This window comes from Leptolyngbya sp. FACHB-711 (assembly GCF_014695615.1).
Taxonomy (GTDB): Bacteria; Cyanobacteriota; Cyanobacteriia; order Elainellales; family Elainellaceae; genus Leptolyngbya_A.
This window is the reverse complement of the sequence record NZ_JACJOR010000197.1, coordinates 1-11,489: the sequence shown is the minus strand read 5'-3', so window position 1 is coordinate 11,489 and position 11,489 is coordinate 1. Positions and strand designations below refer to the sequence as shown.

At 52.7% G+C, this 11,489-nt stretch carries 13 protein-coding genes; 8 read left to right on the top strand and 5 right to left on the bottom strand.

Annotation, left to right across the window (positions count from 1 at the left end; all coding sequences use genetic code 11):
- Positions 1-245: 245 nt before the first annotated feature.
- From H6F80_RS07420 to H6F80_RS07405, 4 genes are all read right to left on the bottom strand, one after another.
- The gene (locus tag H6F80_RS07420) at positions 246-950 is read right to left on the bottom strand and encodes an NAD-binding protein (protein ID WP_190790948.1); all 705 of its coding nucleotides are present in this window, start codon (positions 948-950) and stop codon (positions 246-248) included.
- A gap of 93 nt (positions 951-1,043) precedes the next feature.
- Complete coding sequence (locus H6F80_RS07415; protein ID WP_518523539.1) at positions 1,044-2,528, bottom strand: TrkH family potassium uptake protein; 1,485 nt, start codon at positions 2,526-2,528, stop codon at positions 1,044-1,046.
- Positions 2,529-2,533: 5 nt separating this feature from the next.
- Positions 2,534-3,040, bottom strand: a complete 507-nt coding sequence (locus H6F80_RS07410) for an aspartyl/asparaginyl beta-hydroxylase domain-containing protein (RefSeq protein WP_190790946.1) — start codon at positions 3,038-3,040, stop codon at positions 2,534-2,536.
- Between the two features lie 50 nt (positions 3,041-3,090).
- Positions 3,091-3,309 carry a hypothetical protein gene (locus H6F80_RS07405; protein WP_190790945.1) on the bottom strand — a complete coding sequence of 73 codons (219 nt, stop codon included), beginning with the start codon at positions 3,307-3,309 and terminating at the stop codon, positions 3,091-3,093.
- 280 nt (positions 3,310-3,589) lie between these two features.
- Here H6F80_RS07405 and H6F80_RS07400 point away from each other — a divergent pair, with 280 nt between their 5' ends.
- The 6 genes from H6F80_RS07400 to H6F80_RS07375 all read left to right on the top strand — a co-directional run bounded on the left by H6F80_RS07400 (position 3,590) and on the right by H6F80_RS07375 (position 9,133).
- Positions 3,590-4,435, top strand: coding sequence for a methyltransferase domain-containing protein (locus H6F80_RS07400; protein ID WP_190790944.1), 846 nt, complete (start codon positions 3,590-3,592; stop codon positions 4,433-4,435).
- 82 nt (positions 4,436-4,517) lie between these two features.
- Positions 4,518-5,483, top strand: coding sequence for a homogentisate phytyltransferase (locus H6F80_RS07395; RefSeq protein ID WP_242067216.1), 966 nt, complete (start codon positions 4,518-4,520; stop codon positions 5,481-5,483).
- A gap of 32 nt (positions 5,484-5,515) precedes the next feature.
- Entirely contained in the window at positions 5,516-5,962 is a 447-nt protein-coding gene (locus H6F80_RS07390; protein WP_190790943.1) for a ribonuclease III domain-containing protein, read from the top strand.
- 273 nt (positions 5,963-6,235) lie between these two features.
- Positions 6,236-7,237 carry a M20/M25/M40 family metallo-hydrolase gene (locus tag H6F80_RS07385; protein ID WP_190790942.1) on the top strand — a complete coding sequence of 334 codons (1,002 nt, stop codon included), beginning with the start codon at positions 6,236-6,238 and terminating at the stop codon, positions 7,235-7,237.
- A 28-nt stretch (positions 7,238-7,265) separates the two neighbouring features.
- Positions 7,266-8,201, top strand: a complete 936-nt coding sequence (locus H6F80_RS07380) for a helix-turn-helix domain-containing protein (RefSeq protein ID WP_190790941.1) — start codon at positions 7,266-7,268, stop codon at positions 8,199-8,201.
- 305 nt (positions 8,202-8,506) lie between these two features.
- Positions 8,507-9,133: a TMEM165/GDT1 family protein gene (locus tag H6F80_RS07375; RefSeq protein ID WP_190790940.1), complete on the top strand. Its 627-nt coding sequence runs from the start codon at positions 8,507-8,509 to the stop codon at positions 9,131-9,133.
- Here H6F80_RS07375 and H6F80_RS07370 read toward each other — a convergent pair.
- Positions 9,105-10,109 (bottom strand): metal ABC transporter solute-binding protein, Zn/Mn family, encoded by a 1,005-nt coding sequence (locus H6F80_RS07370; RefSeq protein ID WP_190790939.1) that lies wholly within the window; start codon positions 10,107-10,109, stop codon positions 9,105-9,107. The two genes, H6F80_RS07375 and H6F80_RS07370, sit on opposite strands and share 29 nt — an antisense overlap.
- A 116-nt stretch (positions 10,110-10,225) precedes the next feature.
- Between H6F80_RS07370 and H6F80_RS07365 the strand changes: the two genes are divergently transcribed.
- Positions 10,226-11,029, top strand: a complete 804-nt coding sequence (locus H6F80_RS07365; RefSeq protein WP_190790938.1) for a metal ABC transporter ATP-binding protein — start codon at positions 10,226-10,228, stop codon at positions 11,027-11,029.
- Positions 11,030-11,211: 182 nt separating this feature from the next.
- Positions 11,212-11,489, top strand: a 278-nt coding sequence (locus tag H6F80_RS07360) for a metal ABC transporter permease (protein WP_190790937.1), incomplete at its 3' end; no start/stop codon positions are given.

Genomic DNA, 11,489 nt, shown 5'->3' with positions numbered 1-11,489 from the left:
CGTTTGATGAGCGACAACCCCGCAATTCGCCTCTCAATTCGCTTCTTTCGCTTCTTTAAGTGAGCCCTTATTCCTTAATTGATTGCCTGGTTTCTGCTCTGGCTCGTTTTCCTGTAGGGATGAAGCGAAATCAGAAGTGAGTTCAATCTCGCTGATTTTTAAAATCAGGATTGGAGCGAGAGCAATTTAGCACTGCTTCACATCGCGTTGAGATGATTTTTCCGTTTCTTTTCTTGAAGAAATCACTAGACAGGAAGTTGATCGATGCCCCGATTCGAGCCAATAACCACCATTAATGAACCCTTCGCCAAGCGGGTCAGGGGGCTGGGATTAATTTCAAATTGGTTTTCCCGGCAAACAGCCAGCAGGTTTAAGCCGTAGCGTCTCCGCAGATCGAGGTCGGAAATCGTCTTGCCGTCAAACTCTGCCGGAACCACAATTTCAACGATACTGTGATCCGGGTCTAGCTCAAACCGCTCCAGCACTCCGGGGCGGGTCAGCGATCGGGCTAGCTCACAGCCCATTTCGTGCTCTGGAAACACCACATGATCGGCTCCCACTCGCTTGAGCAGCTTGCCGTGAATTTCAGAAGAGGCTTTGGCGACGACGTGGGGCACCTTGCCTTCTTTCAAATTGAGCGTCGTGATAACGCTCTCTTGAACGTAATTGCCGATCGCCACAATAACCGTATCAAACTCAAACAGCCCTGCTTCTCGAAGTGCGGCAGGTTCTGTAGAGTCAATTTGCAGCGCGTGGGAAGCAATTTCATCAGAGAGTACCTGGGCGACTCGTCGCTCGTCTGAATCGACCCCCAGCACTTCATAGCCCAAATGGTGCAGCGTCATGCAAACCGCGCGCCCAAATCGCCCTAACCCAACCACGGCAAACTGACGGTTATTCGATCGCAGGCTCTTAAAAAAGCTGAGAGAAGAAAGGGAAGATAGGGTCACGGAGTTATCAGGTAACGTGGCATTTTTTCTCTGACGTATTTTCTAGCCTAAACCAGAAGGGAAACAATCTATCGATCGAGAGGGGAAAAGCTACTACCCCACGAGCAGGTTCTCATCTGGGTAGCGCACCAGCGTTGGGCTGGGATCGCCAAGAAAGGCAGACACTAGCAGCAGCACACCGACGCGCCCGACATACATGGTGGCAATGAGCACTAGCTTGGCAAAAACCGAAACGCTGGCAGTAATCCCGGTCGAAAGCCCTACGGTCGCAAAGGCCGAAACTGCCTCAAACAGCACCCGGATAAATTCCACATCAGGGTCGGAAATCGCGATCAGGGTCGTGGCAATAATCACGGTGGTCAGAGAGCCAAACACCACGCCGATCGCCTTGCGGAGCAGAGCGGTTGGAATTTCTCGCTGATAGCACAGTACTTCAGACTTGCCCTGCAAGACGGCTTTTGTGCATTCAAACAGCACCCGAAACGTTGTGGTTTTGATGCCGCCCCCCGTACTGCCCGGACTCGCGCCGATAAACATCAGGGCAATGGTGATAAACAGCCCCGCATCAGTCATTTTGCCGTAGTCGATCGAGTTAAACCCGGCTGTGCGCGGAACGACTCCCTGAAACCAGGCAACCATCAGCTTTCCGGTGAAATTGTACTGTCCAAAGGTTTCTTCGTTGCGGTACTCCACCAGGAAAAAGGCGAGCGTGCTCAGCACCAGCAAAAAAATCGTTGTGCTGGTGACAATCTTAAAATTGAGCGGAAACACAACGCGTTCGCGGCTGCGAGTAATGCGATCGCGCAGCCAAATATACATTTCTTGAATCACCTGATAACCGATGCCGCCAAAAATGATCAGCAAAGGAATAATCAGGTTAATGGGCAGATTGGTCGCATAGCTGATGAGGTTGTCCGGAAAAAGTCCAAATCCGGCATTGTTAAACGCGCTGACGCTATGAAAGAGTCCCAGCCAGAGGGCACGATCGAACCCGTGCTGCGGCGCAAAGACGGCCATCATCAAAAATGCCCCGGTCAACTCAAAGACCAGCGTCGTCGCAATAATCGACTTCACCAACTGCACCACGCCCGATAGCCCTGGACTATCAAGGGATTGCTGAATCGCCAGCCGCTCCCGCAAGCCAAACCGCCGCCCCACCAGCAGCAGCAGAAACGTGGTTGCCGTCATATAGCCCAGACCCCCGATCTGGACCAGCAGCATAATGAAGAACTGCCCCCAGAAGGAGAAATAGGTTCCCGTATCCACGACCACCAACCCCGTCACGCAAACCGCCGAAGTCGAGGTAAAGAGGGCTGTAATAAAATCGCCCCAGGTTCCTTCTGCGATCGAGATCGGCAGCATTAACAGCAGCGTTCCCAGCAGAATCACGGCAAGGAAGCCAAAACAAATCGTGCGCGGCACGGTGACAAACTTGGACGGCCGAAACGACAGCTTTTTCAAAAACATTGAAACGTATTGATTGTGAGACGCTTGTGAGACAGGGTGAACCCTTTGCAGCGAGAGTTTTCCTAGTGTAAGCGATTCCAACTGCTCCAGTGTGGTAACCCGTTCGGGCAATGGGGCTAGGCGGCTAGAAAGCCAGGCGGAGCCTTAAAGTCAAGCAGCAGCACATCGCGATGGCGATCGCTCAAATTCCACGCCTCATGCTCGGAGGTGTCATCAAACACAAGGCACTTGCCTTCTTTCCACAATCGCACTTCGTTTGCCACTCGCAGAGCGCACCGAGGCGGCACATCCAGACCCAGATGGCAGCGCAGCACACCGCTCGGTCTGCCCGAATGGGGCACAATATGCGCTCCGGGAGCCAGCCGCGAAAAGCCCGCCGTGATCATGCCGGGAATTTGCTTCACCAGACGCGCCGTCTGCGGACAAAGCTCACAGTTGAAGTCAATCTTGACCCCGACAAAGTACAGCCCAAACACATCCCAGCCCGTCCGTTTGTCGAGCAAATATCGCTCTGGATAGGGAATGAAGTCTTGGCTTGGCAGTTGACTCAGCTCGTACTGAATAACCTTCCAGTTGTCTTCCAGCAGCGTAACGAAGTCAAATTGGTTCGCGTCGTAATACATCAGCGGTTCCTCATCGGCTATTCTTCTCCAGCACTATTCTTGATCGGGCACTATTCTTGATCGGGCAGGATTGGCTTCCACAGAATCAAGCCCACCACAAAGCGAATCCGATTCTTCCAGCTCCGAATCCGCGTTGCCATCCGCACCACAAACTGAACGTAGCCAAGTCCCTGCTTGATGTCTTCCTTCAGCGTTTGCTTTGAGGCAGGCGATCGCGGTGGTGGACCTTCCGTGCCGGGTTCAAAAATCCATTGATCTGGTGAGTGCATGAGCAGTTTCGTTTCCTCAATAAAGTTCGTTTAGACGTTTGAGCAGTGTGCAATGTTCTACATCGCTCCCTCAATCCCTAAGTTTGGCTTGTCGCTCTAAAAGAGCGAGGGGACTTTGCAACCCAGGGATCAATAGATTCCCCTTGAAAGGGGAGGGTAAGGGGACGGTTTGGGTCTCAGCAATGACTTCTCAAACATCCTCTAATAAACTAAGCAAGAGATACCAGAATGCCGATCCGCTTGGCAACTTTCATTTATCAGCTCATTGGACAGATAAGACATGACCCTAACCCTTCAGCAGCAGATTCAGCAGTTTTACGACACTTCTTCCGGTCTGTGGGAGCAAATTTGGGGTGAACACATGCACCACGGCTATTACGGTGCATCGGGACAGGAGCGCAAAGACCGCCGACAGGCACAGATTGACTTAATCGAAGAATTGCTGAAGTGGGCAGACGTGCAGCAGGCAAGCCAGATCCTCGACGTCGGCTGTGGGATTGGCGGCAGCTCTCTTTACCTGTCAGAAAAGTTTAACGCGCACACCACCGGAATTACCCTTAGCCCCGTGCAGGCAAACCGCGCCGCAGAACGGGCGAAAGCCGCAGGACTCAGCGATCGCACCCAGTTTCTCGTCGCAGATGCCCAGCAACCTCCCTTTCCCGACAATTCGTTTGACTTTGTTTGGTCACTGGAAAGCGGCGAACATATGCCCGACAAACAAAAATTTGTGCAGGAGTGCTATCGCGTTCTCAAACCGGGCGGCAAATTTCTCATGGTGACTTGGTGCCATCGCCCCACCGAGAATCAGCCCCTCACCCCTGACGAACAAAAGCACCTGCAAGACATCTACCGCGTCTACTGTCTGCCTTATGTCATTTCCCTGCCGCAGTACGAAACGATCGCCCGCGAAACCGGATTCCAGAATCTCCAAACCGCCGACTGGTCTGCTGCCGTTGCCCCGTTCTGGGATATCGTGATCGACTCTGCCTTCACCCCTCAAGCAATCGTCGGCTTACTCCTCTCTGGTTGGACTACGATCCAAGCTGCTTTCTCTTTGGGTTTGATGAAACGCGGCTACGAACGAGGTTTAGTCCGCTTCGGCTTACTCCAAGCCACCAAACCCTAACCCCTCGCCCCTTTTCACTTCCATTCCTTCAACATCTTTTTATGCCACGATCGCATATCCGGCTCTGGAATCTCGTAGAATCATGCCGATCCCCAAAAACAACTCCATGAGCCAGATTTCGCCACCCCGCCCGTCTCGATCGAACTTAATGCAACGCCTTCCCTGGATTTATGCCTTTTGGAAATTCTCCCGTCCCCACACCATCATTGGTACGACGCTGAGCGTTCTTGGACTGTATGCGATCGCCTTTGCGCTAAATCCTGCTTCTCTATCGTTGCCCTTGCTGCCCCTGTTGACCTGTCTATGCGGCAATGTCTACATTGTGGGGCTCAATCAGCTTGAGGACGTGGCGATCGATCGCATCAACAAACCCCATTTGCCCCTGGCATCGGGTGAGTTTTCCCGCCGGGAGGCACAGGCAATCGTTCTGACGACCGGACTGCTGGCATTGGGTTTGTCTGCGGTGCAGGGTGTGTTTTTGATGGCGACCGTGTGGCTCAGCGTGGCGATCGGAACTGCCTATTCGCTGCCCCCGCTCCGGCTCAAGCGGTTTCCGTTCTGGGCATCGGTCTGCATTTTTACGGTGCGCGGGGCGATCGTGAATCTGGGTTTATTCCTGCACTTTAATCAGCAGTTGGGCGGCAGTTTTGGGGTTCCGGCTCCGGTTTGGGCACTGACGCTGTTTGTGCTGGTGTTCACGTTTGCGATCGCGATTTTCAAAGACATTCCCGACCTGGAGGGCGATCGGCTCTACCACATCACTACGTTTACAATGCGGCTGGGACAAAAGGCGGTGTTCAAGCTGGCACTTTGGGTCATTACGCTTTGCTACAGCGGCATGATCGTGGCGGGTACATTGCTGCCGAATGTCAGTGCCCTTTTCCTGATCCCCACTCACGTTCTGGCTCTGATTGCGCTCTGGGTGTTAAGTAGCCGTGTGGACTTACGCGAAAAGCAATCGATCGCCCAGTTTTATCAATTCATCTGGAAGCTGTTTTTCCTGGAATATCTGGTGTTTCCGGCTGCCTGTTTGCTGCATCAAGGTTAAGTTTTCGCGCTTGAGGAATTTTTGGGAATAGCATGGCGATCGAACAAAATCTCGGCTATTTCTTCTTCGACAAAGAGATCCTGAAACAGGCACTCACAACCCCCGCCTACGCGATCGAGCATCAGCTTCCGGGCAATCAGACCGTTTATCAAATCCTGGGCGATCGACTGATTCAAATGGTCGTGATCGAACTGTTGATTCGCTATGGCTACTCCGAGGCAGACGACCTCGAATCCTGGTTGAGTCAGCTTGTCAACCCGGAAACCTTGAGCCAGATCGCTCAATTCCTCCAGATCGATCGTTTTTTGCGCCTCAGCAGCGATGAACAAGCCAGCGACACCCTGCCTGACCCCGCTATGCTGTCAGCGACCTTTCAAGCAACGATCGGCGGCGTTTATTTTGATGGTGGATTTCGATCGGCAAGCGAAGTCGTGAAGCGATTGTTTGAATCGTCTTTCGCTCAGCCAGAGCAAGAGTAAAGGACTTGCGCTGATGCCATTAAGATACCATTGAAACGATGAGTGAAAATTCTATATCTGAATGCCTTCCCTGGGCTGCTTAACAGGTATTCCAGATGCTCCATTACCCCAGGCTAAATTGTCCCCAGAATTGAGAGATTTACCCAAGGGGATCATCGCTGAATCACACCCTATTACAGGAGATTGATCTTAGACTTTAGACGATGAAGCCGCTTCCAGAGCGGCAATATCTTGAACGATCGGCTCAATCGGCAAATCAACGGGAGGAATGCCATGAGGCGACGCTGGCTTGGAGTGCTGCTGTTTTTGGTGACGATCGCTGCCGTTTTGCTGGGCTGGGGACTGCACCCGCAAAGATTCCTTCCCCTTGCCAGAGAAGTTGAGTACTCGTCGCCGTTTCGAGTCTCTAGCGATATGCCCCTTGTCTTGCCTCGATCGAATTCCGATCGCCTGATTGCCGATGTTGAGCAACTGGCATTTGTGCGGCATGAGGCAGCCGATCGTGCCCGTGCCCGCAGCTATATTATGCAGCAGCTTCAGTCCGCAGGCTGGCAGGTGCAGGAGCAGCCCTTTGGCGAGGGTGGTGTGAATCTGGTGGCAGAGCGTCCTGGAAATGGCTCAACTGCTGGCGTGATTTTGCTGGGCGCACACTACGATACAGTCGAAGATTCCCCTGGAGCAGACGACAACGCCACCGCAGTCGCAACCCTTTTGGAAACCGCCAGGCTCTTCCAGCAAAAGCAAACCCCGCGTTCGCTGCGGTTGGTCTTTTTTGACCTTGAAGAAGCAGGTCTGCTAGGCAGTGAAGCCTACGTGCAGCAGCTTCAGTCGGAGCCAACTTTTGATGGGGCAGTGATTCTCGATATGCTGGGTTACGCCTGCCAAACTCCTGGCTGTCAAACTTTTCCAAGTGTGTTGCCGATTGCCCCACCCACCGATCGCGGTAATTTTTTGGGGGTGATTGGCGATCAGGGCCATCCTGCCCTGACCCAGAGTTTTACCGATGCTAATCGGCCAAACCTGCCGCAGGTGTTAACGCTATCGGTTCCCACCATGGGACGCTTTACGCCTGACCTGGTTCGCAGTGATCATGCTCCTTTCTGGCGATCGGGGCGCGGTGCAGTGCTGGTCACGGATACTGCAAACTTTCGCAATCCCCACTACCATCAGCCAAGCGATACCCCAGAGACGATCGATCGCGACTTTTTCCTAGGTTCAGCCCAAACTGTGATCAATGCGATCGCCATTTTGCTGCAAGGTGCGATCGGCAATTAGCGTGAACGGTCGCCGAATCTCGTATGCTATGGATGGAAAATTTGCTTTCCGCGCTGCTGTTCAGGGTCATGCTATGTTGTCGCAGGAAATCCTTGCGCTTGCTCAACAAGGTCATTCGATCGCCATTGCGACGCTGCTGAACTACGTAACCCGATCGCACGGAGTCAAGGCAAAAGTCCAGCGTCAGAATCACTGTTTGCACGTTTTGCTGGAGGCGCAGCAGCTTCTTGATCAGGAGAAAGCGATCGCCTTTTTGCAGCGTATTCTAAGCGTCTTGAATGTTCAGTCGATTCAAACCATCATGGTTTATAGTCGTCGCCAAGGGGAGACTCACCTTGACTGGCGGCAGACGATTCAGTTTCCTTTTCCTTCTTCCTTCGAGCCGTCTTTGCTCGATACCTCTTTTTCTGAACCACCCGATCTGCTTTTGTCCGATTTGCCCCTGCCTCGGAGAAATTTTGTGACTCAAGCCTCTAATTCTTTCCCGGAATCCCTAGAGCCTGCTTCCCCTGCCCCGATCGACGCTCCAACACAGCTTCAAACCGAAGATGAGCAGAGCTTTACGGTTCAGCATCCTGCGTCTGATACGCGATCGCCAGCCTCTCCACAACCTTTAGAAGAAGTGTCCTACGCTGCGGCTGCGAATTCTCCTTTTCCTGACCTGTCCGGTTCTGATGATCTGCTGGAGACACCAGACGTGCTCAAGCGTCCAGAGTCCGTGATTTTTTTGCTGTTCATTAGCCTGTTTGTCTTCTGGGATGCCTACGTCGATTTTCTGGAAGCAGATTTCTCACCGGGAGCCACAGCTATTTCTGCCAGTCAGCTTGCTCGTCGCCTGAAGGTTAGCCGCAAAACCATTCGGCGCAGAAAACGTGAACCCGATTTTTCTACCTGGACTCAAAGCCTTGACCCGGATCAGATTGTCTGGGTTTATCGAAAAGGCTATTACCTGTCGCAGTCCTGAACTTTGACTTTCTCTGCCCCAGGACTTAGGATAGAAACAAATGAAGGGGAGTAGCTGCTGGCTTTTAGAGTTTGCTTCTGAATGACCTTTGAATTGCTTCAGGAAGCGATTATCTCTGCAAGCTAAGTGAGTTTGAGTCAACATACTGGTGATGAACCTGGCTCAAACGCAAAAGCAAAAGTTTTTGATTAGCGAGACCTTCACTAAGTTCACAAATTGATGTGAGCTGGTGAAGTGTTTTATCCTCATCACGCTCCGTCAGCCGTGACGTCGATCACTGACTGAATCGAGAGGAGCAACTGAGGATGTTAACCGGATTTACTGCGGCTCTGCTGCTAATTACTGTTTCCGAGCTGGGTGACAAAACGTTCTTCGTTTCTGCAATCCTGGCAATGCGTCACCCCCGTCGCTGGGTATTTCTGGGTGCAGTTTTAGCATTAGCCGCAATGACCGTTCTCTCGGTGCTGCTGGGACAGTTCGCAACTCTGCTGCCGGAAATCTACGTGCGCTGGGGCGAAATTCTGCTGTTTCTCTGCTTTGGGCTAAAGCTGCTCTACGACGCTCGCCAAATGTCGCCCAATGGCTGTTTAGCAGAAGAGCAGGAAGCCGCCGAAACGGTGATGGAAGCCGAGTCCAAGATCAAGCCGCGCCGATCGCTGGGGGTTGTCTCTCAGGCGTTTGGACTGACTTTTTTGGGGGAATGGGGCGATCGCACCCAGATCACGACGATTGCGCTGGCAGCGGCAAATCATCCGATAGGCGTTTCGCTGGGAGCCATTCTGGGTCACGCACTTTGTGCCCTGATTGCAGTGCAGTGCGGCAAGTTTTTCTGTGGGCGCGTCTCCGAACAGAAACTGACGGCGATCGGCGGCGGCTTATTTCTCCTGTTTGCTTCGATGAGCTTTACTCGGCTGATGGGCTGGGTGGGGTAAACGGGGTATAGCGTCCGCCCAGGTTTTCGACGATCGCTTTAGTATTTGCCACCATCATTTTGATGTAGCTATCGCCATCGCTGCCCGGTGCACCGATCGAGTCGGAGTAAAGCTTTTGGGGAGCCAATTTCACGCCCGATTCTTCGGCAACGGTGGTAATGAGCTGCGGATTGATCGTGGTTTCAGCAAAGATGCTGGGAATCCCCAAGCCTTTCACTGACTCGACTAACTTTTGAACCGTCTGGGCACTGGGCTGCTCTTCGGTACTGATGCCAATGAGGGTTCCTGGCACGGTCAAGCCATAGACACGCGCATAGTATTGAAAGGCATCGTGGGTTGTAACGAGTTTACGGCGATCGGGCGGAATTGTCGCGACCTGCTGCTGAATCCAGGTATGAAGCTGCTCTAGTTCCACGATGAGCCGATTGGCATTTTGGGTAAACTGCTCGCGATCGTCCGGCGAGAGTTCGATCAGCGCGTCCCGAATTGCCTGCACCATCTCGATCGTATTCTCTGCACTGCCCCAAACGTGGGGATCGGGAACTGTTTGCCCATCCTTTTGCAGGTCTAGCGGTTTGATCACTTCTCCGACCGCCACTTTTTTAGCGTTTGCTCCTGCGCCTTCTAGCAGACGAATTAGCCCCGGTTCCAGGTTGAAGCCGTTGTAGAGGATGAGCTGCGCTTCTTCCATTGCCTGGGAGTCGGTTGGAACTGGCTCATAAACGTGTGGGTCATCTCCTGGCTTTAGGATGCTGGTCAGATCAATTTCGCTGCCGCCAATTTCAGTCGTCCAGTCGCTAATCATGGTGCTGGTCGAGACGACGTTTGGCTTGCCGTCCTCGGCTGTGGACTGATTTGAACCGCATCCGGTTAAACCCATTACCCCGATCACTATCCAAAGAAGCATATAGCGGGATAGAGCTTTTGCCCCTTTTCCTGCCCGAAACCGTCCGTTATCTCTATCCCTTGATTGCATCAGTTCCTTTCCCATGACGGACTACAGCCTTTTCACATTGGTTTCATAATCTATGGTAGATTCGATCATATTGCGTTTTCATATTCTTCTCATTTTTCCTCCTCACGCTGCTGCTTATGACTGCCCTACACCCGACTGCCCGCTTCCAATCCTCTGCTCGTCGGTCTGCTCGACCTATGACTGCACCCCACGTCATCGCAGTTGAGCATTTGAGCGTTCAGTATCAGTCTGTCCGGGCACTTCAGAATGTCAGCTTTACGATGACTCCCGGACACCTAGTTGGTATTTTTGGACCTAATGGCGCAGGCAAAAGTACGCTGATCAAAGCCATGCTGGGCTTAATTCCCACGGTGTCTGGCTCCGTTTTTTATGGCGATCGCCCCCTTGCCGACCAGAAAGAGCGCGTTGCTTATGTCCCCCAACGATCGCAGATTGACTGGACCTTTCCGGCAACGGTCTGGGATGTGGTGCTGATGGGCAGAGTTCGCAAAATGGGCTACCTGAATCGGTTTTCAGTCACTAGTCGGCAGGCGGCTGCCGAAGCACTGGAACGAGTCGGAATGTCGCAGTTTCGCAATCGGCCTATCGGTCAGCTATCGGGCGGACAGCAGCAGCGCGTGTTTCTTGCCCGCTCTCTGGCACAGGAAGCAGATGTATTTTGCTTTGATGAACCCTTTGTCGGCATCGACCAAAAGACCGAAGACCTGCTGTTTGGCATCTTCCGGCAGCTTGCCGATCGCGGAAAAACCGTCCTCGTCGTTAATCACGATCTGGGCGAATCAATTACCCACTTCGACCGGCTACTGCTGCTAAATCGTGAACTGATTGCTTGCGGCGATCGGAATCAAGTGCTCACGGTTGAAAATATGACTCGTGCCTACGGCGGTCATGTAAGCTTCTTTGGCAAACAGGCTGCGTAGTTTCTTGATGGGAAAGCGTTTTTGAGAAGTCTCAAATTCCCTACCGTGCCCCCCAATTCCCCAACTTTGCGGGACTTTGAGAATCCTGAAGCGAGCCGGGTTCTCCCAAACTTGACCTGCCAGGGGAAGGGTTCGGATCACAGTTTTTACCCTCTTACTGCTCGAAATATCGAACGTTTTCTATGCTTTCCCTCTTGCTCGACCCACTTCAGTACGGCTTTATGCAGCGATCGCTCGTGGTCGCAATTATTGTTGGAGTCCTCTGTTCGGTAGTTGGCAGCTATCTGGTAGTGCGACGGATGGCGTTACTGGGGGATGCAATTAGTCACTCGCTGCTGCCCGGACTAGCGATTGCCTTTATTGTGGGCGCAAATTTGTATTTGGGGGCGTTTGTAGCGGCGTTGCTAAGTGCGGTGATTATTAGCTGGATTCATACCCGCTCGCCGATCAAAGAAGATGC

What these genes read in the sequence shown, in the direction of transcription:
- H6F80_RS07410 (WP_190790946.1), bottom strand. Translation starts at nt 3,040, where the DNA reads ATGTATTACGACGCGAACCAATTTGACTTCGTTACGCTGCTGGAAGAC.
- H6F80_RS07405 (WP_190790945.1), bottom strand. Translation starts at nt 3,309, where the DNA reads ATGCACTCACCAGATCAATGGATTTTTGAACCCGGCACGGAAGGTCCA.
- H6F80_RS07400 (WP_190790944.1), top strand. Translation starts at nt 3,590, where the DNA reads ATGACCCTAACCCTTCAGCAGCAGATTCAGCAGTTTTACGACACTTCT.
- H6F80_RS07395 (WP_242067216.1), top strand. Translation starts at nt 4,518, where the DNA reads ATGCCGATCCCCAAAAACAACTCCATGAGCCAGATTTCGCCACCCCGC.
- H6F80_RS07390 (WP_190790943.1), top strand. Translation starts at nt 5,516, where the DNA reads ATGGCGATCGAACAAAATCTCGGCTATTTCTTCTTCGACAAAGAGATC.
- H6F80_RS07385 (WP_190790942.1), top strand. Translation starts at nt 6,236, where the DNA reads ATGAGGCGACGCTGGCTTGGAGTGCTGCTGTTTTTGGTGACGATCGCT.
- H6F80_RS07380 (WP_190790941.1), top strand. Translation starts at nt 7,266, where the DNA reads ATGGATGGAAAATTTGCTTTCCGCGCTGCTGTTCAGGGTCATGCTATG.
- H6F80_RS07375 (WP_190790940.1), top strand. Translation starts at nt 8,507, where the DNA reads ATGTTAACCGGATTTACTGCGGCTCTGCTGCTAATTACTGTTTCCGAG.
- H6F80_RS07370 (WP_190790939.1), bottom strand. Translation starts at nt 10,109, where the DNA reads ATGCAATCAAGGGATAGAGATAACGGACGGTTTCGGGCAGGAAAAGGG.
- H6F80_RS07365 (WP_190790938.1), top strand. Translation starts at nt 10,226, where the DNA reads ATGACTGCCCTACACCCGACTGCCCGCTTCCAATCCTCTGCTCGTCGG.